The sequence below is a fragment of the Burkholderia sp. ZZQ-2 genome (assembly GCF_050768715.1).
Lineage (GTDB): Bacteria > Pseudomonadota > Gammaproteobacteria > Burkholderiales > Burkholderiaceae > Burkholderia > Burkholderia cepacia.
This window is the reverse complement of sequence record NZ_LDVA01000290.1, coordinates 1-21,597: the sequence shown is the minus strand read 5'-3', so window position 1 is coordinate 21,597 and position 21,597 is coordinate 1. Positions and strand designations below refer to the sequence as shown.

Here is a 21,597-nt window from a genome sequence, read left to right as displayed (position 1 = left end):
ACTTTGCAACCCGCGGACTTGGGTGTCCGTTCTAGAGTGGAAGGCCCTTTTGGCATTCCTTGCCCCCGTGACTGCCGGCAGCGTGATTCCGGCACACGAGACAGGACGGGATGCCGGATTTTATCTCAAAATCGATCGCGCACCCCTGGCCGAGGCAAGATTCGCGCAGCGCAGCGCACGGCCTTGTTTACAATGCCGGATTATTCAGTCCGGGCGAACGCCGGCAAGCGATCCCGCCGCCACGCTCAATCACCGAATCACCGCACGCATATTTTGGAATCTCTCACCCCTGCCCAGCGCAACGCCCACAACGCGAAGCTGTCGAGCTACGCGCACCGGCCGATCGCGTTCCTGTTCCGCTACATCCGCCTGCATCCCGTTGCCCACCTGATCGTGCTCTGCAGCGTGCTGGCCGCCGTCGGCTGCGCGCTCGGCTCGCAATACGCGATCAAGCACCTGATCGACGTGCTGGCGACCGGGCGTCATCACCCCGGCCCGCTGTGGAGCGCATTCGCGCTGCTCGTCGGGCTGATCGCGGCCGACAACCTGCTGTGGCGCGTCGGCGGCTGGGTCGCCGCGCATACGTTCGTCGCGGTCACCGGCGACCTGCGGCGTGACCTGTTCCAGTACCTGATCGGTCATTCGCCGACCTACTACTCCGAAAAGCAGCCGGGCACGCTCGCGAGCCGCATCACGGCCACGTCGAACGCCGTCTACACGTCGGAGAACACGATGGCGTGGAACGTGCTGCCGCCGTGCATCGCGGTGATGGGCGCGATCCTGATGATCATCGTCGTCAATCCGATGATGGCCGCCGGCCTGCTCGGCTGTTCGGCCGTGCTGTCCGTGATCCTGTTCAAGCTCGCCGGGCGCGGCTCGGCCCGCCACCATGCGTTCGCGGCGAAGGCCGCCGCGGTCGACGGCGAACTCGTCGACGTGATCGGCAACATGGGCCTCGTGCGTGCGTTCGGGATGACGCTGCGCGAACAGAAGCGCTTCGGCGCAACGGTCAAGGCCGAGATGGATGCGCGCCAGCAAAGCCTGCTCTATCTCGAAAAGCTGCGCCTGCTGCACGCGGTGATCACCGCGATGCTGTCCGCCGGCCTGCTCGGCTGGGCGCTGTGGCTGTGGGACCAGGGCCGCGCGACGTCCGGCGACATCGTGCTCGTCAGCTCGCTCGGCTTCACGATCCTGCACGGCACGCGCGACCTCGCGGTCGCGCTCGTCGACGTCACCCAGCACGTCGCGCGCCTGTCCGAAGCCGTCAAGACGCTGCTCGAGCCGCACGGGATGCCCGATCGCTCGGACGCCCAGCCGCTGTCGGCCAAGGGCGGCCGCGTCGACTTCGAGCGCGTGACGTTCGCGTATCCGCACCGCCGCGCGATCCTCGACCACTTCGATCTCCATATCGAGCCGGGCCAGCGCGTCGGCCTGATCGGCAAGTCGGGCGCCGGCAAGTCGACCGTGCTCGCGCTGCTGCAGCGCTTCTACGACACGCAGGACGGCGTCGTGCAGGTGGACGGCCAGGACGTGAAGACGATCACGCAGGACAGCCTGCGCCACGCGATCGCGCTCGTGCCGCAGGACATCTCGCTGCTGCACCGGACGATCTACGACAACATCGCATACGGCCGCCCCGATGCGACCCGCGACGAAGTGCTCGCGGCCGCGCGCGACGCGCGCTGCGCGGAGTTCATCGAAGCGATGCCGGAAGGCTATGACACGATCGTCGGCGACCGCGGCGTCAAGCTGTCGGGCGGCCAGCGCCAGCGCATCGCGATCGCGCGCGCGATCCTGAAGAACGCGCCGATCCTGCTGCTCGACGAAGCGACGTCCGCGCTCGACAGCGCATCCGAGGAAGCGATCCAGAGCGCGCTCGACCGCCTGATGGTCGGTCGCACGGTGATCGCGATCGCGCACCGCCTGTCGACGCTGCGCAACTTCGACCGGATCATCGTGATGAACAACGGCAAGGTCATCGACGACGGGCCGCCCGACGTGCTGCGCAACCGCCCCGGCCTCTACCGCGACCTGCTCGCGAAGCAGCACGGCCGCCATCACGCGGCCCCCGACGGCAGCACGCCGACCGGCGAACGCGTGGCCTGACGCAGCGGCCCGCAGCCAGCAAAAAAGCCGCAGCGCTGCTCGCACTGCGGCTTTTTCATTTCCGGCGAGGGGCGTCGGTTACGCGTGCTGCAGATCGCGCAGGAAGTTGTCGCGCCACACCGACACGTTGTTCTCGCGAAGCTGCGCGATCATGTCCGTATAACGCGCGCGCCGCTCGGCGAGCGGCATCGTCAGCGCCTGCGACAACGCATCGGCCATCCCGTCGATATCGATCGGATTGACGATCAGCGCTCCCGTCAGCTCGCGCGCGGCGCCCGCGAAGCGCGACAGCACGAGCACGCCCGGATCGTCCGGATCCTGCGCGGATACGTACTCCTTCGCGACGAGGTTCATCCCGTCGCGCAACGGTGTCACGTAGCCGACCCGCGCGAGCCGGTACAACGCCGCGAGCAGCTGGCGGTCGTACTGGCGATGGATATAGAGGATCGGTGCCCAGTCGAGCTCGGCGAAGCGTCCGTTGATACGCCCCGACTCTCCTTCGAGCTGCAGGCGGATGTCCTGGTACGCACGCAGCTCCGCACGGGTCGACGGCGCGATCTGCAGGAACGACACGCGATTGCGATGCGACGGCTCGTGCTCGAGCAACTTCTCGAACGCGCGGAAGCGCTCGACGAGTCCCTTCGAGTAATCGAGCCGGTCGACGCTCATGATCAGCTTGCGGCCCCGCAGCGACGCCGCGAGCGTGCGCACCGCCTTGCCGTGCTCGCCGGCCTGCGCGAGCGCCGCGATCTCGTCCGGATGCACGCCGATCGGATACGCGGCCGCGCGCAGCGTCCGGCCGAATGCGCGCACCGTCACCAGGCGGCCGTCGCGCTCGATCACGCCGTCCGCTTCGGATTCGACGTAATCGCAGAATGCGCGCAGGTCGGGTTCGGTCTGAAAGCCGAGCAGGTCGAACGCGCACAGCGACTCGACCAGGTCGCGATGCGGCGGCACGTTGACGAGCACCTGCGCGGCGGGAAACGGGATGTGCAGGAAGAAACCGATACGGTTCTTCACGCCGGCCGCGCGCAGCGCGCGCGCGAACGGGATCAGGTGATAGTCGTGCACCCAGATCACGTCGTCGTCCTGCAGCAGCGGCACGAGCTGCTGCGCGAGCCACACGTTCACGCGGCTGTAGCCTTCGAACTCGTGACGGTCGTACTGGATCAGGTCGGTGCGGTAGTGAAACGCGGGCCACAGCGTCGCGTTCGAGAAGCCGCGGTAATACTGGTCGTAGTCGCGCCGCGACAGGCCGATGGTCGCGAACGTGACCGGCCCGTGCTCCTCGACGCGAATCTGCGGCGCGCCGGACGCGACGACCTCGCCGCTCCAGCCGAACCACATGCCGCCCGTCTCCTTCAACGCATCGTAGACACCGATCGCGAGGCCGCCTGCCGCCGGTTCGCCTTCCGAAATCGGTGCGACGCGGTTTGAAACGATGATGAGGCGACTCATGCGTGCGGCTGCCCCGCACCGAGCCAGTGCGCGATCTGCTCATGCAGCGCGTCGACCGAATCGAGCCGCGTGCGGGCGGACGTCTCGCCCGCGCCGACCTTGATCGACAGGCCGCCGCGCGCGTTGACCACCGCGAAGCCCTTCTCGTCGGTCAGGTCGTCGCCCGCGAACAGCGGCACGCGGCCCGCGAACGGCGGCTCGTCGAGGAACGCGGCCAGCGCGCGCCCCTTGTCGACCCCCTTCGGCTTGATCTCGAACACCATCTTGCCGGGCTGCAGCACATACGCATCGGCATAGTCGGCGACGAGGCGCTCGGCGGCCGCCCGCGCAGCCGCCTCGCGCTCGGGCGCGTTGCGGTAGTGCAGCGCAACGGCCGCGCCCTTGATTTCGAGCAGCATGCCCGGATGACGGTCGACGACGGCCGCCAGCTCGCGCTCGATGCGCAGCAGGCGTTCGTCGTTGAAGCCGATGCGCTGCGTGTCGCCGTTCGCATCGCGGCGCTCCGCGCCGTGCAGGCCGGCGATCGGCAGGCCGGGCATCTTGAGGAACGTGTCGAGGTTGTCGATACCGCGCCCGGACACAATCGCGACCGCACCGTGCGAGCGGCGCCGCAGCTCGTCGAGCAGCGTCAGCAGCGACGGCGGAACGTGAATGCTGTCGGGCGTCGGCGCCAGTTCGACGAGCGTGCCGTCGAAGTCGAAGAAGAACGCGGTATCGGTCAGGGACAGGGAAGCCGGAACGGATTGCATCGATTCGATAGTCTGAGAGGCGGCCCGGCAAACGCCGCACCGCCGCTGCGCGATGGAATTGTGCGCATCTTACCGCGCCTGCGCACCGAGATGGGCGAAACCGGCGCATCGCCGGCCGTGCGCCGCCGATTGCGTCAACTGCGACATATTGCCCCGCTCGCCCGCCCCGTACGGGTTTCGAAAGGACGCGGGCGCGCGAATTGCGCTACAGTCGCAACCGCCTGCCGCGCGACGCATGGCATCGCGCCGGCCGGTCACCTTTCCGTCCGATCGAGCCCCAGGATGTCGTCTGCCCGCCCAGCGCCGCACCGGCGCTTCTCCCGCCTCATCCGCACGACCGCGGCCCTCGCCGCCGCCGTGGCGCTCGCCGCGTGCACGCACGACGAGCCGCGCTGGAACCTGACCAACGTCACCGGCCACCTGCCCGACCTGTCGTTCACGCTGACGGGCGGCGACGGCCATCCCGTCGACGCCGATGCGTTCCACGGCCAGGTCGCGCTCGTCTACTTCGGCTACACGCACTGCCCCGACGTCTGCCCCGAAACGATGGCACGGCTGATGGAAGTGCTGGCGAAGCTCGGCCCGCAGGCCAACGACGTGCGCATCCTGTTCGTCTCGGTCGATCCTGCGCGCGACACGCCGCAGGCGATGCAATCGTATGTCGCCGCGTTCGACGCCGCGCATGCGCGCGGCCTGACCGGCACCGACCGCCAGATAGAATCGCTCGCGAAGCGCTATCGCGTCGCGTACCAGATGGAACAGCGCGATCCGTCCGGCGGCTACGAAGTCACGCACAGCTCGGCCGTCTACATCTTCGACGCAACCGGCCGCGCCCGCCTGCTTGCGACCGACCGCGACTCGCCCGACGCCATCGCCGCCGATGTGCGCCGGATCATCGACACCGCCTCCACCACCTGAATTCCTCTCACGACATGAAGACGAAGACGACACTCAAGACGCTCGCCCTCCTCGCCGCGCTGTGCGCCGGCACCCACGCCTATGCCGCCGGCGCGATCACCGCGCAGAACGCATGGGTGCGCTGGCTGCCGAACAAGCTGCCGGCCGGCGGCTACGTGACGATCGTGAACACGGGCGACAAGCCGGTCGATCTCGTCGACGTCGACAGCCCCGACTACGGGATGGCGATGCTGCACCAGACCGTCTCGAACGGCTCGACGCAGAAGATGGAAATGGTCGACAAGCTGACGGTCCCCGCACGCGGCAAGGTCGACATCGCACCGGGCGGCTACCACTTCATGCTCGAGGAGCCGAAGCACGCGATCAAGCCGGGCGACACCGTGCACCTGCGCCTGAAATTCTCCGACGGCGAAACGGTCGACGCGCCGTTCGCCGTGAAATCGCCGGCCCAGGCGAAGTGATGCGCGCGCGATGAACCTCCTGTACTGGCTCGATCCGTGGGAACCGTCGCCGACCGTGGTGATCGCGGTGCTCACCGCTGCCGTGCTGTTCGCGCGCGGCGTGAAGAAGGCGAAGGTGTCGCCGCTGCGGCAGTTCTCGTTCTGGTTCGGGCTGACGGCGCTCTACATCGCGCTGCATACACGGCTCGACTATTTCTTCGAGCACGAGTTCTTCCTGCACCGCGCGCAGCACCTCGTGCTGCACCACCTCGGGCCGTTCTTCATCGCGCTGTCCTATCCGGGCGCGGCGATTCGCGCGGGCATCCCGTTTCGCTGGCGGCAGCGCTTCGTGCGCCCCGCCCTCGCGTGGGCGCCCGTGCGCGCGACACTCGACGTGGTGTTCCATCCCGTCGTCGCGGTCGTGCTGTTCGTCGGGCTGATCTATTTCTGGCTGCTGTCGCCGATCCACTTCATCGCGATGCTCGACTGGCGTCTCTATCGCGTGATGAACTGGAGCATGGTGATCGACGGGCTGCTGTTCTGGTGGCTCGTCGTCGATCCGCGCCCCGCGCCGCCTGCGCGGCTGTCGCCGGGCCGCCGGATCCTGATCGTCGTCGCGGCGATCCCGCCGCAGATCGCACTCGGCGCGCTGATCTTCTTCACGCCGCACGAGCTGTATCCGATCTACTCGATCTGCGGCCGCGCGTTCACGTGGCTGAGCCCGCTGCGCGACCAGCAGATCGGCGGCCTGCTGCTGTGGATTCCCGGCTCGATGATGAGCGTGATCGGCGCGCTGATCGCGCTGCGGCACTGGCTGCGGCTGTCCGCCCGCGGCCGCCTGATCGGCGAACGGGCCGCGCAACGCGCGGACGCGCCGTCGGTCGCGCGCGCCGCGCACTGACTGCCGCGGGGCGCGGCGCGCATTACGCGCGTGCGCTGCTCATCCACACGTGCGGGATGCCGTCCTCGTCGTGCACGTCCGAGCTCGGCGCGAAGCCGAATGCCCCGTAAAAACGCTGCAAGTGAGCCTGCGCATGCAGGCTCACCGGCGTATCCGGCCACTGCGCGCGAATATGCTCGAGCGCGCGCGACAGCAGCCCGTTGCCCAGGCCGGCGCCGCGAAACGCGGCGGTCGTCAGCACGCGGCCGATGCGGACATCGGTGTTCTGCGCATCCGGCAACAGCACGCGCAGATAGCCGGCGAGGCGCCCGGCCGGATCGAATGCAGCCAGGTGCCACGCGGCCTGGTCCGCGTCGTCGATGTCGCGATACACGCAATTCTGCTCGACGACGAACACGGCGCTGCGGGCTTCGAGGATCGAATAGACTTCGCGCGCCGTCAGCGCGTCGAAGGATTTCCAGCGCCAGTCGAGATCGGCGGCGCTCGGGGATGCGGCGGATGCGTTCATGGTCGGTCCTGATTCGGGCGCGCCGGCCGGCGCGCGGCAATCGTCGATTATGCCCCGAAGCGCACGCGCCGCGCGACCGGCTGCCCGCCCCCGAAAAAAAGGCCCCGCATTGCGCAGGGCCTGTCCGTCATGCCGGCATCTGGCCGAACCGGCCGTTGTTGAAGTCCTCGATCGCGGTGCGGATCTCCGCTTGCGAGTTCATCACGAACGGCCCGTATCCGACGACGGGCTCGTCGATCGGTTCGCCGCTCAGGATCAGCAGCTTCGCGTCGCCGTTCGCTTCGATCTCGACGTCGCTGCCGTCGCGGCCGAGCTGCACGAACTGCGCTTCGCGGGCGACCGTCTCGCCGTTCACCTGCACGGTACCGCTCAGCACGACCACCGCGAGCGTGCGCCCTTCGGCGACCGGGAACCGCGCATGGCCGCCGGCCACGAGCCGCACGTCCCATACGTCGATCGGCGTATGCGTGCGGGCCGGGCCGCGCCGCCCGTCGAGCTCGCCCGCGATGATCCGCGCACGACCCGCGCCGTCCGGCAGCTCGACCACGGGGATGTCCGCGTCCAGCAGCGTCTGGTAGCCGGGCGCCCCCATCTTGTCCCTGGCGGGCAGGTTCACCCACAGCTGGACCATCTCGAGCGGGCCGCCACGCTTCGTGAACCCTTCCGAGTGGAATTCCTCGTGCAGGATCCCGCTCGCGGCCGTCATCCACTGCACGTCACCCGGGCCGATCACGCCGCCCGCGCCGGTCGAGTCGCGGTGCGCGACCTCGCCGTCATAGACGATCGTCACCGTCTCGAACCCGCGGTGCGGATGCTGGCCGACCCCGCGCGGCGCCGAGGCCGAGCCCGGCTCGAACGTGGCCGGGCCGGCATAGTCGAGCAGCAGGAACGGGCTCAGATGCGCGCCGTGAGACTGGTAGCTGAACATCGAACGCACCGGGAAACCGTCGCCGACCCAATGGCCGCGCGGCGCACTGTACACACCCTGGATCTTCTTCATTGCCTTCTCCGAATTGCGGCGAAACACGTGTTTCGCATCCTGGACAGGAATATAGAGGTGGAACGATCGATCCGGTAGACTGCCAAAATCGCACTCAGCGTTCCATTTCATGAACGATAAAGCGCGGGATCTGAACGATCTCTATTATTTCGTGCAGGTCGTCGAACACGGCGGCTTCGCACCGGCCGGGCGTGCGCTGGACATGCCGAAATCGAAGCTGAGCCGCCGCATCGCGCTGCTCGAGGCGCGGCTCGGGATGCGGCTGATCCAGCGCTCGACGCGCCGTTTCACAGTTACCGACGTCGGCCAGACCTACTACGCGCATTGCCGCGCGATGCTCGTCGAGGCCGATGCCGCCGACGAGGCGATCGCGCTGCTGCACGAGGAGCCGCGCGGCATCGTGCGCGTCAGTTGCCCGATCGTGCTGCTCGATTCGCTCGTCGGCGAGATGATCGCCGCGTTCATGGTCGCGTGTCCGCGCGTCGAGATTCATCTGGAAGCGACCAACCGGCGCGTCGATGTGGTCGGCGAAGGGATCGACGTCGCGATCCGCGTACGCCCGCCGCCGCTCGAGGACAGCGATCTCGCGCTGCGCGTGCTGGCCGAGCGCGGCCAGTGCCTCGTCGCGAGCCCCGCGCTGCTGCGCGAGCATGGCGCACCGGCCGTTCCCGCCGATCTCGCGCGCCTGCCGAGCCTCGATCACGGCGTCCCGCAGTCCACGCACGTGTGGCGGCTGCGCGGGCCCGACGGCGCGCATGCGGAAATCCACCACCTGCCGCGCTTTGTGACCGGCGGCATGCTCGCGTTGCGCGCGGCGGCCGTCGCGGGTGTCGGCATCGTGCAGTTGCCGACGATGATGGTGCGCGACGAGGTCGCGCGCGGCGCGCTGGTAACCGTGCTGCCCGACTGGGCACCGCGCCGCGAGATCGTGCATGCGGTGTTCGCGTCGCGCCGGGGGTTGCTGCCCGCCGTGCGCGCGCTGCTCGATTTTCTGGCCGCGCGGTTTGCCGAACTCGAACCCGACTGAGCTTGCCGCGTCACGCGCAACCGCGCGCTGCAAACCGTGCGTGCGTGCCGTAGACTGCGGTACGCGCATCGCGCATTCCACAACCCTGATCGCTTTTCCGCCATGTTCACGCTGTCCAACGACCCCAACGCCTCCAAGGCCGATCAATACGCGACGCTCGTCGAGCAAGCACGCGCGCTCGTCGAATCCGAACGCGACCTGACCGCGAACGCGGCCAACTTCGCCGCGCTGGTCTACCACTCGCTCGACCGTCTCAACTGGGCCGGCTTCTACTTCTTCGACGGGACGGAGCTCGTGGTCGGGCCGTTCCAGGGCAAGCCCGCCTGCGTGCGGATCGCGCTCGGCAAGGGCGTGTGCGGCACGGCTGCGCAGACGCGCGAGACGCAGGTCGTGCGCGACGTGCATGACTTTCCCGGCCATATCGCGTGCGACGCCGCATCGGAATCGGAAATCGTCGTGCCGCTGGTGGCCGGCGACGGCACGCTGATCGGCGTGTGGGACGTCGACAGCCCGGTAGCCGCGCGCTTCGACGAAGAAGACCGCAAGGGAATGGAGGCGCTCTGCCGCGTATTCGTCGAATCCGCCTGGCAGAAGGCGCGCGGTTGAGCGGTGGCTGAGCCGCGTTCGTCCACCGCGCGGCAAGTCGCCGCGTTCACGCATGAATCGCGCCGCATGACCTCGAACGAAACGGGCTCCGCAAAGGAGCCCGTTTCACTGTGCCGCCGCACCGCCCTTCGCGGCGCACTTTACGCGTCAGGCAGCATGCGTACCGGACAGCGCCGGGAACGCTTGCGGCTTCACATCCTCGGTCAGCACCTCGAAGCCCGTTTCCGTCACCACGACCATGTGCTCCCATTGGGCCGACAACGAATGGTCCTTCGTGACGACCGTCCAACCGTCCGCCAGCATGCGCGTGTCGCGTTTGCCCGCGTTGAGCATCGGCTCGATCGTGAAGATCATCCCCGGCCGCAGCGGTACGCCGGTGCCCGGGCGGCCGTAGTGAAGCACCTGCGGCTCGTCGTGATAGACGTCGCCGATGCCGTGCCCGCAGTACTCGCGAACCACGCTGAATCCTTCGCGATGCGCGACCTGCTGGATCGCGTAGCCGACGTCGCCGAGCGTGGCGCCCGGGCGTACCGCGCGGATGCCCGCATGCATCGCCTCATAGGTCGTCGCGACGAGGCGCCGCGCGAGTTCGTTCGGTTCGCCGACGAAATACATGCGGCTCGTATCGCCAAACCAGCCGTCCTTGATCACCGCGATGTCGAGGTTCACGATATCGCCGTCGCGCAACGGCCGCGACGTCGGGATACCGTGACACACCACGTGGTTGACCGACGTGCACAGCGTCTTCGGATAACCGTGGTAGCCGATGTTCGCCGGGATCGCGCCGAGCACGTCGACGATGTATTCGCGGCAGCGTGCGTCCAGTTCGTCGGTGGTGACGCCCGGCTTCACGTGCTCGGTGATCATCGTCAGCACCTGCGACGCCAGCTTCGCGGCTTCGCGCGACTTGGCGATTTCCGCCATGCCGCGGATCGGGATGTCTCGCTTCGCCATTACGCCACCTGCTCGATGCCGTGTTCGACCGGTTCCGCCGGCCCCGCGTCGCCGCCCCGCGCTTCGGCCTCGATCAGCATCCGGCAGATGTCGCCGTAGGACAGCGCCGGATTGAGTTCCGCCAGCATCCCGACGCGCAGCCAGTGCTCGGCCTGTGCGTTGATCGAGCGGCTCAGCGCCGTGCTGGTCGAGCGCAACCGCTCGTGCATGTGCTCGGAAATCTTGATGATGCCCATATATCCCCAATTAAACGAAACGTAGTCGGTTCGTATATTACGCTGCGGTCGGCTGGCGGGCAAGCCATGCGGATTCCGTTGATACGTCCGCCAGCCCGTCACCAGCGTTGACACTGAATTCCAGTTTGCTGGAAAATAAATCCACCATGAAAGAATCCGTTACCGCCGCTGCCGACGACACCGGCATCAACGAACGCATCGCCCGGCGCGTGCGCGACCTGCGCACCGTACGAGGCTACACGCTCGATGCACTGGCTGCGCGCTCCGGCGTCAGCCGTTCGATGATCTCGCTCATCGAACGTGCATCGGCCAGCCCGACGGCCGTCGTGCTCGACAAGCTGGCAGCCGGTCTCGGCGTGTCGCTGGCCGGGCTGTTCGGCGGCGACCACGACGACGCGCCCGCGCAGCCGCTGGCACGCCGCGCGCAGCAGGCCGAATGGCGGGATCCGGCGTCCGGTTATGTGCGCCGCAACCTTTCCCCGGCTGGTTGGCCGTCGCCGATCCAGCTCGTCGAGGTGGATTTCCCGCCCGGTGCGCGCGTCGCGTACGACAGCGGCGGGCGCGAAAGCGCGTTGCATCAGCAGGTGTGGATCATCAGCGGCCGCGTCGACGTCACGCTCGGTGAAACGCTTCACGAACTTCACGAAGGCGACTGCCTGGCCATGCGGCTCGACCAGCCGCTGATTTTCAGCAACCCGTCGCCGCACGCCGCGCGTTATGTCGTCGTAATCTGCGACGCATCCGCCGCCGGCGTGCGCACCCTCTGATGAACGCGTCGTCGCAGCAGCCGTGCGCGCGACCCACTTACTGCCCACAGGAGTCCGTATGAATTCCCCGAAACAGCGCGACGACGTGCGCCTGATCGATTGCAGCGAGGCCGAGCATGCGCCGGCCATCCTCGAGATCCTGAACGACGCGATCGCGAACTCGACCGCGCTGTACGACTACAAGCCGCGTCCGCCGGAAGCGATGGTCGCGTGGTTCGCGGCGAAACGCGCAGGCGGCTTCCCGGTCATCGGCGCGGTCGACGCGTCGGGCACGCTGCTCGGCTTCGCGAGCTGGGGCACGTTCCGCGCGTTTCCCGCGTTCAAGTACACGGTCGAACACAGCGTGTACGTGCATCACGACCAGCGTGGCCGCGGGCTTGGCGAAGTGCTGCTGCGCGAAGTCGTCCGGCGCGCGCGGGAAGCGGAAGTACACGTACTGGTCGGCTGCATCGATGCGGCCAATGCGGGGAGCATCGCACTGCATGCGAAGCTGGGATTCGTGCACTCGGGCACGATCAAGGAAGCGGGCTTCAAGTTCGGCCGCTGGCTCGATGCGGCGTTCTATCAGTTGACGCTCGACACGCCTGCGCAACCGGTGGACGGCTGAGCGGATGTCGCGATGGACGAGCGGCATCGCATGGCCGAAGCCTGCTCGAGAATCCCGCTGCATCTGCCGAAATCAAAAAGCCCGCTCGCAGCGGGCTTTTGTTTTCAAACATGCGCTACGTGCGCATTTTCCTGGAAAGACGCTGCCCGTCGCGCGCGAAACCGTGATGCGCATAAAAACGGTGGGCGTCCGGACGTTGGTCACCGCTCGTCACCTCCAGCTTCACACATCGGCCGCGCTCGAACCAACGTTGCGCGTCCGCCATCAGCGCAGCGCCGATTCCGCATCCCCGGTGACGCTCGTCGACGACCATGCTCGTGATGCGCCCGAGATTCCCGACTGCGTGAAAGAGCGGAAGGATGTGCAGGCTGATACTGCCGACAATCTCGCCATTCAGAATCGCCACGCAGACCCGGTCACTCGGCTTGTCGGCCAGCGACAGCAATTTTTCATGGATCAGCGCGGACGTGACGTCATATCCGAGCTGGCACAACAGCCTCGCGATTGCGGCGCAGTCGGAAAGCCGCGCCTCCCTCGTTTCGGGCTCCGGGGTGTTCAATCCGCCTCACCAGGTTTCTGCATCGATAGCCTCGACGTTTCGCGCAGGGCTCGAACGCCTGCGGGTCGCGTCATGCTACCGCATCCATCTCGCCCCTCTCACGAGCCACCTCCGCAACGGACGCGGAAAAAAGAAAAGCCCCGCCGAAGCGGGGCTTTGTCTGGAGGCGCGAGCCGGAGTCGAACCGGCCTAATGGCTTTGCAGGCTGTCATTTTTTACAACAAATCAATTCATTATGTTAATCAACCATCCGCATTAGCCGCTCTGCCGCTCGAGCCTCAACTTTACAGTCCAACAACGACATCGTGCCGTTGGCCAGGCCGCCTTGACCTCAGCGGCCGATTCCGCCCCATTCCGGGCTCTTGTCGCACAACATTCAAGTATTCCTTGCGGTCGGGAAGCGGCCAGCCATCTGGACGTCGACGCTAGCACTGCACAATTCGTCGTATCCTAGCAGCCAGAAAAACATGCGACATAACCTGACTCCGCCCATGGAACAAATTCGACCGCCTTCTTCTTACGCTGTCGCTGTCTACTTTAACGGCGGAATAGCGTATTGCTTCGACCGTGCGCCTAGGGATATGCGGTCAATAGAAGATGTTACGCGGGCACTGGAGCAGATTGTGTGGCAGTCCAAGGCGGATTGCAGCGTACCGATCTATGCTCGCCGTGACGGGTTTCTCATATTCGATTTCGACAAGTGTGCCGACTTCTCGCACAGAACGGGCGGCGCTGACGTGCAGGCTGCCAATGAACAACAGCAGATGAATCGTCTGCGCTATCAGTACGTGAACGCATTCTTGATGGGCGTGCATTCTGGGTTATCGGAGACAATGAGCACAGGAACCCCAGTGCAGTCACCCTTGAATGGGCTCAACTGGTGCAAAGCCGTCGCGAATGATGGTCAATGGTTGATCACCGATAGTTTGGCGCAACCTGTGAACGGATCGAATTTTTTGGCCCGAGATTTACAGGTAGACGTGCTGGATCATGCAGTGCGCGTGATTGCACAATGCGAGGAACTATTCGACGATGGCCATAAAATTTTAGAGCTGTGCTTAATCGCCGGCAATCAATATGCGCTGCATCAATTTGAATCGGCGCACCTCATTGCCTGGTCAGTGATAGAAAAGTCGCTTAACAAGATGTGGGCCAAACTACTACATGACCTAAATGCAGCAAATGGCGGCCATACGAGTATAAATCGAGATCGTCGCGACCTGCTCACGGGCCGTGACTATACGGCGTCCATCGTGACTCAACAACTCTCACTGCACAAAATAATCGATGACGACATGCTTTTCCGCTTAGACGAGGCTCGACGGACACGTAACAGCTTCGCGCACAGTCTTAAGCCGGTGACATGGGAAGATGCTGGTCGCGCACTAAACACTGCGAACGACATATTGAGTAAGGTCATTGGGATAAGGGTGTACTGCCAAGCTGCAGTTAGCTGGAGAAATTGAAACTGAATCCACGACGCCGCGAATGCTGACCGTCATGTGGGAGCGCCCCTTACAGCAAATCAGCACGGGCGTTCAGCTTGCCGCTCGTGCTGACCAGCGCCCGACGACCGTCTCGGGCGCGCACCTCATCAACTGACATAACCTGAACGTGTTACCACCCAGTAGTTCAGGGGACGGAATGATAAGCTCAAGGCTTATCCAGCAAGGCTCTCGCGCTTGCTGTAGCAAATTTGTAGCACGTGAAAAAGCCCGCTCGCAGCGGGCTTTTCGTATTTCTGGACGTCCGATCCCGCCACCGGAGTTGCAAAGCAACTTGCAGTGCCGAACGACGCAGTCGTGCCCACTGGCGTGGGGCATTCAAATAGACTTCGGCAAGCGACGCTACCGTATGACAAAAGAGACTTTGCCGGCGCATATGCATCAGGTCGTCGCCTCCTATCTGCGATGCGCATATCGCGAGCAACGAAGAAGCAATCGCTCCTGGGTTCGCACGCTGCCATCCGAAGCGACACCAATCCCGGTAAAAATTGACCGATCAAACAGAATGTTACTGTTGGTTTCAAAGATGCCCCAATAGTAGGCTGGAGTGCCGCTATTCTTCCGTCACCCACAATAACGATCCCAACTTGGGGGGTGACATGAACAACATCATCAAAGGCGCCCTTTGCGCCGCCTTCGTACCATTCATCCTCGCCGGTTGCGGCGGCGGCGACGACGGTGGCGGCACGCAAACCGGTACGCTGCACGTCGCGATGACGGATGCGCCATCCTGTGGCTTCGACCATGTGTACATCACCGTCTCACAAGTCCGCGTCAACGCAAACGCGAACGCCGCAGACAACGACGCCGGCTGGTCGACCGTATCCCTCGCTACACCGCAGAAAATCGATCTGCTGTCGCTGACCAACGGCGTGCTCGCCGATCTCGGGCAGACCGCCCTGCCCGCCGGCCAGTATCAGCAAGTCCGCCTGGTTCTCGCACAGAATCAAGGTAACAACCTCGCGAACTCGGTCGTCCCGACCGGCGGCACCGAACAGGCGCTCGCCACGCCGAGCGCGACGCAAAGTGGCTACAAGATCATCCACCCGTTCACGGTCCAGCCCAACACGCTCGTCGATCTCGTGCTCGACTTCAACGCATGCAAGTCGATCGTCCAGCGCGGCAACGGCTCGTATGCGCTGAAACCCGTCGTCACTGCGGTCCCGACAGTTGTGAGCGGCGCGATCTCCGGTTACGTTGCCTCGGCCGAAGCCGGCGCGACGGTCTATGCCGAGCAAGGCGGCAAGGTCGTCCGCGGCACAGTGGCCGACAGCACCGGCAAGTTCGTGCTGTCGCCGCTGATCCAGAGCTCGACGCAAGGCAATTACGATGTCGTGATCGTGCAGAACAACTTCGCGTCGGGTATCGTGCGCTCCGTCCCGGTCGTCGTGAACACGACCACGGCGGTGTCGGCGTCGACCGCACCGATCACGCTGCCGGCGTCGACGATGAGCACCGTCAGCGGTGCGGTGACTGCCAGCGCCAATGCATTCGTGCGCGCGCTGCAGACGATCGACGCGAATGCCTACGAGATCACGTCGATCAACGCGAACCTGGATACGGGCGCCTATGCGCTCAACGTACCCACTGCCGCGCCGATCGTCGGCACTTACTCGGGTTCGCTACCGGTCGCGCTCGCCGCATCGCCGGCCGCCGCCGCACAATATACGATCGAAGCGGACGCAGCGTCGGGGGCAACGCAATCGACGAACGTCAACGCAACGACCAGCCAGTCGAACGTCAATTTCAGCTTCTGACGCGTCGGCAGCGCACCGAAAGGGCCGTTCGGCCCTTTCATCAATAACGGGAGAACGAAGTGAAAAAAGGGGTTATCGCGTTGCTTGCAGCGGCGAGCATGGTCGGCACGCTCAGTGGGTGCGTCGCATACGTTCCGGGTGCACCGGTAGTTGTTGCACCGCAGGGTGGCCCGGGGAACGGATTCTGCCCACCGGGACAGGCGAAGAAAGGCAATTGCTGATTGCACAGGGGCCCGCATTCAGCGGGCCTGTCCAGACTTTGTTTGCGAATTACAGGCCATAGGAACTGGTTGCTGCGCCCCCAACTGGCGTATCGGCTCCGTTTCGTCAAGAGCACCGATGTCCGCAAGACACTCAACGAACCGGACGTAGAGTTCGTCCTGTACTAGGCCGTTTGATCGCATCCATTCCATGGCTGCGTTTGGGTTCAGTAGCAAGACATGATGGAACTGCCCAGACGGCCCAGGCTTGGTTCGGATGAAATTCAGGTCGCGTAGCCTACTCATCCTGCGACGCCAAGTGTCGACAGCGCACTCGCCGGTGAATCCGACCTCTGCCGCCAAGGTCAAGGGATCGGCAATTGACAGCACTGGATAATTCCACGCCCTTGCCCACAGGCAGAAAAGTGTTTGACCTGCTGGCTGTCTCTTTGACTGGGCGTCGACGGCTTGCATCGCAATCGGTAGCGTACGAGGAATAGTGACGAACCCAACGTTTCGATGTGGGTGCCAAAGCCAAATTTCAGGTATGCCGGGAAAATGAAGATCCAGCAGTTGCTGGGCACGGTCAGCCATTTTCAGACGACGAGGAATTGTATGTTGAATGTTCGCCATGGTCGTCCCCTGGATGCCGCTTATTTGTCTGATGTTTTAATTGGGATCGCCTGCCAGACCACAAGTTTCGATGCTGCGTTTGGCCTCGCAACGACGCAATTTCGTCCGGACGCGCCCCCTTTTCCGTGGCAGTGGAGAGCGAACGCACCACGTTTCGGACGCCCTCCCGAGACGCATGCAAGTTGAATCGTCGGGCGATCGTGAATGGGCAACGACTATCGTTCCCAACACAACTGATGAAGCGAACAACGTGCCAGCCTCACGACTGCACCGCCCGAACAGTGCTCGGCAATGCCGAGCATCAAGTACGGGCGAGTCCTGGCAAATGCGTTGCAGCGTCGATACACCGTGCGGGTGGTCAATGGGACGAAATCGGCGAAAAGTGTCGAGACGGACGATGTGAGAGGCGCCGCCTCACAACGGTTCCGCGCTCGCCAAATGCCTTTACTGGAACTCGGCGAATGTGCCAGTACGTCACCGAATAATGATTCGAACATGCAACACCGGCGCTGCATGCATGTCACCGCTCAAGTTACTTTGGCTCTGCGGCCATCTGTTCCGCCGGATAGAGCTGCAGCATCATGCGCGCAGCTTCCGCATTCTTCTTGTGCAACCGTTCGTGATAGTCAAAAGAAAAAGCCCTGATTTCTCAGGGCTTTTTCTTTTCTTACTTGGAGGCGCGAGCCGGAGTCGAACCGGCCTAAACGGCTTTGCAGGCCGCTGCATAACCGCTTTGCTATCGCGCCAAAAGCGGACTGTCCGGATGCCGTGAGGCAAGAGACAGATTTTTTATTCGAGGACCGGAGGTCCATCAAATAAAAAGGGAAGCGTGGCTTCCCCATTACTTGGAGCGGGAGACGAGTCTCGAACTCGCGACCTCAACCTTGGCAAGGTTGCGCTCTACCAACTGAGCTACTCCCGCATTGTCCTGCATCTGCAGCGCTTCGCCGTACCACACGCTGCCAGAAAAATCTGGAGCGGGAGACGAGTCTCGAACTCGCGACCTCAACCTTGGCAAGGTTGCGCTCTACCAACTGAGCTACTCCCGCATGTGTCCTGCATCTGCAGCGCTTTGCCGTACTACACGCTGCCAGAAAAAATCTGGAGCGGGAGACGAGTCTCGAACTCGCGACCTCAACCTTGGCAAGGTTGCGCTCTACCAACTGAGCTACTCCCGCATATTGCTGCGCTACTGCTTCCCCGTCACACACTTACTTCGTCGTGCAGCGGAGAAGCGAGATTATGTCGAAGGCACATTCGTGTGTCAAGGGCTTTTCCAGCCCTTTTTCCAAAAAACCTGCTCGACCGAACGCGTGACACGCATCACGCGCCGCCGCGCTCGCGAATTTGCGGCCACGCGAGCTTCATGTAGTACAGCATCGACCAGATCGTCAGCACCGCCGCGAGATACATCAGCCACTCGCCCCACACGCGCGTATCGATCGTGGCGATGCCGAGCGGCAGCGGCCCGTAGAACAGCAGCATCGGAATCGCGACCATCTGGCATGCGGTCTTGAACTTGCCGAGCTGGTTCACCGCCACGCTCTTCGACGCGCCGATCTGAGCCATCCATTCGCGCAGCGCCGAAATCGCGATCTCGCGGCCGACGATCACGAGCGCGATCGCCGCATCGACGCGCGAAATCTGCACGAGGATCAGCAGCGCCGCCGTCACCATCAGCTTGTCCGCGACCGGATCGAGAAAGGCGCCGAACGACGACGTCTGGTTCCACTTGCGGGCTAGAAACCCGTCGAACCAGTCGGTCAGCGCAGCGAGAATGAAGATCGCCGCCGCCGCGAGATTGCGGTGCGCGCCGCCCATCACCGTGTCCGGCAGATAGAACACGCCGACGACGAGCGGAATCAGCACGATCCGTACCCACGTCAGGAAAATCGGGAAATTGAACGGCATGGCATGCGGGACAGTAAAGGATTCGCAATTGTGCCGTGTCGACCGGCCTGCCACAAGAACGCTGGCAAGGCAGCCGGCCGCACGGCCGCGTCAGTGAAGCTGCTTGTAGATCTGCTCGGCGAGCGCATGCGAGATGCCCTCGACGCTCGCGAGTTCCTCGACGCTCGCGGCAACGACACCGCGCAACCCGCCGAACCGCGCGAGCAGCCGCTGCCGGCGCTTCGCGCCCACGCCCTCGAGCTCCTCGAGCCGCGACGTCTGGCGCGCTTTCGCCCGCTTCGCGCGCATGCCGGTGATCGCGAAGCGGTGCGCCTCGTCGCGAATCTGTGCGACGAGCATCAGGGCGGCGCTCTCCTTGCCGAGCTCGAGCGGCGTGCGGCCGTCCGCGAACACGAGCGTCTCGAGGCCGACCTTGCGCCCCTCGCCCTTCGCGACGCCGACCAGCATCGACGTATCGAGGCCGAGCTCGGTGAACACCTGGCGCGCGATTTCGACCTGACCCTTGCCGCCGTCGATCAGCACGATGTTCGGCAGCAGGCTCGACGCCTCGGCCTGGCGCGTCGACTCGCCGTCGATGCCGGCCGCTTCGTCGACAGCCGCCGCCTGGGCCGCCTGCTCGACCATCTTCTCGTAGCGGCGCGTGAGCACCTGCCGCATCGCCGCGTAGTCGTCGCCCGGCGTAATCCCGGTGATGTTGTAGCGGCGGTACTCGCCCGACTGCATCTTGTGATGGTGGTAGACGACGCACGACGCCTGCGTCGCCTCGCCCATCGTATGACTGATGTCGAAGCATTCGATCCGCAGCGTCGCGAGATCGTCGCATTCGTAGCTGAGCGTCTCCGCGAGCGCACGCGTGCGCGCCTGCTGCGAGCCCTGCTCGGACAGCAGCCGCATGAGCGCGATCTGCGCATTCTGCTCGGCCATCGACAGCCACGCGCGCCGCTGCCCCTGCGGCTGCCGCACCAGCGACACCTTGTGGCCGGCCTGCTCGGACAGCAACTCGAGCAGGTCGCGGCTCGCAGGCGCATGGCTCACGACCAGCACGGGCGGCACGCGATTGCCGAGATAGTGCTGAGCGATGAACGCGTCGAGCACCTCGGCCTCGACCGACGCCGCCGCGTCGCCGCGCGCGCGGCCGGTTTCTTCGGCGGGCAGGTCGGGGAATGCGTCGGCCGGTGCGTCGGCAGGCGCGGTGGCCGCCTCCGCCAGTTCAGACTCGTCGCCGAGACCGCCTTCGGCGAGCGTCAGCGCGCTTTCGACGTGCGTCGGGAAATACGCCTTGTCGCCGAGATGCCGGCCGCCGCGCACCATCGCAAGGTTCACGCACACGCGCCCGCCCTGCGCGACCACCGCCAGGATGTCGACGTCGCTGTCGCTGCCGACCTCGATCGCCTGCTGGTGCAGCACCGTCGCGAGCGAGCTCATCTGGTTGCGCACGGCCGCCGCCTGCTCGAATTTCAGCTCGGACGCGAACGCGTGCATCTTCTGCTCGAGCTCCTTCATCACTTCGGACTGCCGGCCGAGCAGAAAACGCGCGGCATTCGACACGTCGATCGCGTAATCCTCGTCGGAGATCGCGCCGACGCACGGCGCCGTGCAACGCCCGATCTGATGCAGCAGGCACGGCCGCGTGCGGTTGTTGAAGACCGAATCCTCGCAAGTGCGCAACTGGAACACGCGCTGCAGGATCTGGATGCTCTCGCGCACGGCCCAGGCGCTCGGGAACGGCCCGAAATACTGGTTCTGCTTGTCGACCGAGCCACGGTAATAGGCCATGCGCGGAAAGCGGTGCGCGGTGAGCTTCAGGTACGGATACGACTTGTCGTCGCGAAACAGGATGTTGTAGCGCGGCGCGAGCGCCTTGATCAGGTTGTTCTCGAGCAGCAGCGCTTCGGCCTCCGAACGCGTGACGGTCGTCTCGATGCGCGCGATGCGCGTGACCATCATCGCGATGCGCGGCGACAGCTGCGTCTTCGTGAAATAGCTCGATACGCGCTTCTTCAGGTCGCGTGCCTTGCCGACATAGAGCACGGTGCCCGTCGTGTCGTAATAGCGATAGACGCCCGGCATGTGCGGCAACTGCGCAAGGATCTTCTTCGGTTCGAACGGGGTATCGGGAGCTTCAGGGGATGTCATGCGTGATCCGGGCGCCTTGTAACGCGGAACGGGTCTATTAGAATCGCCAGTTTAGAGCATTCACCGGCCCGCTTCGATGCCACGCACCACCGCTGCCCCCCTGCCCGCCGCGCCGGGCGAACCGATCGCCTGCGACCTCTTCTGTACCGTGATCGACAATTTCGGCGACATCGGCGTCTGCTGGCGCCTCGCGCGCCAGCTCGCGCACGAGCACGGCTGGCAGGTTCGCCTGTTCATCGACGACCTGCGCACGTTCTCGCGCCTGCTGCCCGGGGTCGATCCCGACGCGGGTCGGCAGACGGTCGACACGATCGTGGTCGAGCACTGGCATGCGGAAGTCGGCGACGCGCTGGAGATCGCCGATGTCGTGATCGAAGCGTTCGCGTGCGAGTTGCCCGGCGCGTATCTCGCGGCGATGGCGCGCCGCACGCGCCGCCCGGTGTGGATCAACCTCGAATACCTGAGCGCCGAGGACTGGGTCGCCGACTTCCATCTGCGCCCGTCGCCGCATCCGCGCTACCCGCTGCTGAAGACGTTCTTCTTCCCCGGCCTGTCGGCCGGCACCGGCGGCGTCCTGAAGGAGCACGACCTCGATTCGCGCCGCGCGGCCTTCGAAGCC

The 21,597-nt window shown here is 64.9% G+C and carries 21 protein-coding genes and 5 tRNA genes; 11 read left to right on the top strand and 15 right to left on the bottom strand.

The genetic code is table 11. The features are described 5' to 3' along the window. Positions 1–273: 273 nt before the first annotated feature. Positions 274–2,106: an ABC transporter ATP-binding protein gene (locus ABY44_RS24240; RefSeq protein WP_027787986.1), complete on the top strand. Its 1,833-nt coding sequence runs from the start codon at positions 274–276 to the stop codon at positions 2,104–2,106. 78 nt (positions 2,107–2,184) lie between these two features. Here the strand turns inward: ABY44_RS24240 and otsA are convergent, their stop codons facing one another. Continuing rightward, positions 2,185–3,564 (bottom strand): alpha,alpha-trehalose-phosphate synthase (UDP-forming), encoded by a 1,380-nt coding sequence (otsA, locus tag ABY44_RS24235; protein ID WP_021163099.1) that lies wholly within the window; start codon positions 3,562–3,564, stop codon positions 2,185–2,187. Next, complete coding sequence (gene otsB / locus ABY44_RS24230; RefSeq protein ID WP_027787988.1) at positions 3,561–4,313, bottom strand: trehalose-phosphatase; 753 nt, start codon at positions 4,311–4,313, stop codon at positions 3,561–3,563. The genes otsA and otsB overlap by 4 nt, the downstream gene beginning before the upstream one ends. A gap of 282 nt (positions 4,314–4,595) precedes the next feature. Between otsB and ABY44_RS24225 the strand changes: the two genes are divergently transcribed. Genes ABY44_RS24225 through ABY44_RS24215 form a run of 3 tightly spaced genes read left to right on the top strand, consistent with a single transcriptional unit; the run spans position 4,596 to position 6,572 of the window. Continuing rightward, positions 4,596–5,231, top strand: coding sequence for an SCO family protein (locus ABY44_RS24225; RefSeq protein WP_027787989.1), 636 nt, complete (start codon positions 4,596–4,598; stop codon positions 5,229–5,231). 14 nt (positions 5,232–5,245) lie between these two features. Beyond that, positions 5,246–5,692, top strand: a complete 447-nt coding sequence (locus tag ABY44_RS24220) for a copper chaperone PCu(A)C (protein WP_027787990.1) — start codon at positions 5,246–5,248, stop codon at positions 5,690–5,692. A 10-nt stretch (positions 5,693–5,702) separates the two neighbouring features. Further along, positions 5,703–6,572, top strand: a complete 870-nt coding sequence (locus tag ABY44_RS24215) for a cytochrome c oxidase assembly protein (protein ID WP_021163095.1) — start codon at positions 5,703–5,705, stop codon at positions 6,570–6,572. Between the two features lie 22 nt (positions 6,573–6,594). Here the strand turns inward: ABY44_RS24215 and ABY44_RS24210 are convergent, their stop codons facing one another. Together ABY44_RS24210 and ABY44_RS24205 are read right to left on the bottom strand one after the other, a co-directional pair. Then, positions 6,595–7,080 (bottom strand): GNAT family N-acetyltransferase, encoded by a 486-nt coding sequence (locus tag ABY44_RS24210; RefSeq protein ID WP_027787991.1) that lies wholly within the window; start codon positions 7,078–7,080, stop codon positions 6,595–6,597. 127 nt (positions 7,081–7,207) lie between these two features. Next, complete coding sequence (locus tag ABY44_RS24205; RefSeq protein ID WP_027787992.1) at positions 7,208–8,080, bottom strand: pirin family protein; 873 nt, start codon at positions 8,078–8,080, stop codon at positions 7,208–7,210. 109 nt (positions 8,081–8,189) lie between these two features. Here ABY44_RS24205 and ABY44_RS24200 point away from each other — a divergent pair, with 109 nt between their 5' ends. Both ABY44_RS24200 and ABY44_RS24195 read left to right on the top strand, forming a co-directional pair. After that, positions 8,190–9,107, top strand: coding sequence for a LysR family transcriptional regulator (locus ABY44_RS24200; protein WP_021163092.1), 918 nt, complete (start codon positions 8,190–8,192; stop codon positions 9,105–9,107). A 102-nt stretch (positions 9,108–9,209) separates the two neighbouring features. Beyond that, positions 9,210–9,713 carry a GAF domain-containing protein gene (locus ABY44_RS24195; protein ID WP_060173764.1) on the top strand — a complete coding sequence of 168 codons (504 nt, stop codon included), beginning with the start codon at positions 9,210–9,212 and terminating at the stop codon, positions 9,711–9,713. 147 nt (positions 9,714–9,860) lie between these two features. Here the strand turns inward: ABY44_RS24195 and map are convergent, their stop codons facing one another. Both map and ABY44_RS24185 read right to left on the bottom strand, forming a co-directional pair. Further along, positions 9,861–10,667 (bottom strand): type I methionyl aminopeptidase, encoded by an 807-nt coding sequence (map, locus tag ABY44_RS24190; protein ID WP_027787994.1) that lies wholly within the window; start codon positions 10,665–10,667, stop codon positions 9,861–9,863. Beyond that, the gene (locus ABY44_RS24185; protein WP_021163089.1) at positions 10,667–10,903 is read right to left on the bottom strand and encodes a ParD-like family protein; all 237 of its coding nucleotides are present in this window, start codon (positions 10,901–10,903) and stop codon (positions 10,667–10,669) included. Before ABY44_RS24185 ends, map begins: the two co-directional genes overlap by 1 nt. 146 nt (positions 10,904–11,049) lie before the next feature. Here ABY44_RS24185 and ABY44_RS24180 point away from each other — a divergent pair, with 146 nt between their 5' ends. Both ABY44_RS24180 and ABY44_RS24175 read left to right on the top strand, forming a co-directional pair. Next, complete coding sequence (locus ABY44_RS24180) at positions 11,050–11,670, top strand: helix-turn-helix domain-containing protein (RefSeq protein WP_060173763.1); 621 nt, start codon at positions 11,050–11,052, stop codon at positions 11,668–11,670. Positions 11,671–11,728: 58 nt separating this feature from the next. Then, positions 11,729–12,277 (top strand): GNAT family N-acetyltransferase, encoded by a 549-nt coding sequence (locus ABY44_RS24175; RefSeq protein ID WP_060086485.1) that lies wholly within the window; start codon positions 11,729–11,731, stop codon positions 12,275–12,277. Positions 12,278–12,392: 115 nt separating this feature from the next. Here ABY44_RS24175 and ABY44_RS24170 read toward each other — a convergent pair whose 3' ends face one another. Then, positions 12,393–12,836, bottom strand: coding sequence for a GNAT family N-acetyltransferase (locus ABY44_RS24170; RefSeq protein ID WP_060173762.1), 444 nt, complete (start codon positions 12,834–12,836; stop codon positions 12,393–12,395). Between the two features lie 161 nt (positions 12,837–12,997). After that, positions 12,998–13,114, bottom strand: a tRNA-OTHER gene (locus tag ABY44_RS24165). 213 nt (positions 13,115–13,327) lie between these two features. Here ABY44_RS24165 and ABY44_RS24160 point away from each other — a divergent pair. Further along, complete coding sequence (locus ABY44_RS24160; RefSeq protein WP_431642456.1) at positions 13,328–14,302, top strand: hypothetical protein; 975 nt, start codon at positions 13,328–13,330, stop codon at positions 14,300–14,302. 638 nt (positions 14,303–14,940) lie between these two features. After that, positions 14,941–16,098, top strand: a complete 1,158-nt coding sequence (locus ABY44_RS24155) for a DUF4382 domain-containing protein (protein WP_060086483.1) — start codon at positions 14,941–14,943, stop codon at positions 16,096–16,098. A gap of 239 nt (positions 16,099–16,337) precedes the next feature. Here the strand turns inward: ABY44_RS24155 and ABY44_RS24150 are convergent, their stop codons facing one another. From ABY44_RS24150 to uvrC, 7 genes are all read right to left on the bottom strand, one after another. Continuing rightward, positions 16,338–16,931 (bottom strand): hypothetical protein, encoded by a 594-nt coding sequence (locus tag ABY44_RS24150; RefSeq protein ID WP_081066128.1) that lies wholly within the window; start codon positions 16,929–16,931, stop codon positions 16,338–16,340. Between the two features lie 672 nt (positions 16,932–17,603). Then, a tRNA-Cys gene (locus ABY44_RS24145) sits at positions 17,604–17,677 on the bottom strand. 100 nt (positions 17,678–17,777) lie between these two features. After that, a tRNA-Gly gene (locus ABY44_RS24140) sits at positions 17,778–17,853 on the bottom strand. 51 nt (positions 17,854–17,904) lie between these two features. After that, positions 17,905–17,980, bottom strand: a tRNA-Gly gene (locus tag ABY44_RS24135). Positions 17,981–18,033: 53 nt separating this feature from the next. Further along, positions 18,034–18,109 (bottom strand) — tRNA-Gly (locus ABY44_RS24130). 145 nt (positions 18,110–18,254) lie between these two features. Further along, positions 18,255–18,842: a CDP-diacylglycerol--glycerol-3-phosphate 3-phosphatidyltransferase gene (pgsA, locus tag ABY44_RS24125; RefSeq protein WP_021163085.1), complete on the bottom strand. Its 588-nt coding sequence runs from the start codon at positions 18,840–18,842 to the stop codon at positions 18,255–18,257. Positions 18,843–18,932: 90 nt separating this feature from the next. Continuing rightward, positions 18,933–20,978: an excinuclease ABC subunit UvrC gene (gene uvrC, locus ABY44_RS24120; RefSeq protein ID WP_060173761.1), complete on the bottom strand. Its 2,046-nt coding sequence runs from the start codon at positions 20,976–20,978 to the stop codon at positions 18,933–18,935. 76 nt (positions 20,979–21,054) lie between these two features. Between uvrC and earP the strand changes: the two genes are divergently transcribed. Further along, positions 21,055–21,597 (top strand): elongation factor P maturation arginine rhamnosyltransferase EarP (gene earP, locus ABY44_RS24115; RefSeq protein WP_431642453.1); only part of this gene is annotated, 543 nt, incomplete at its 3' end.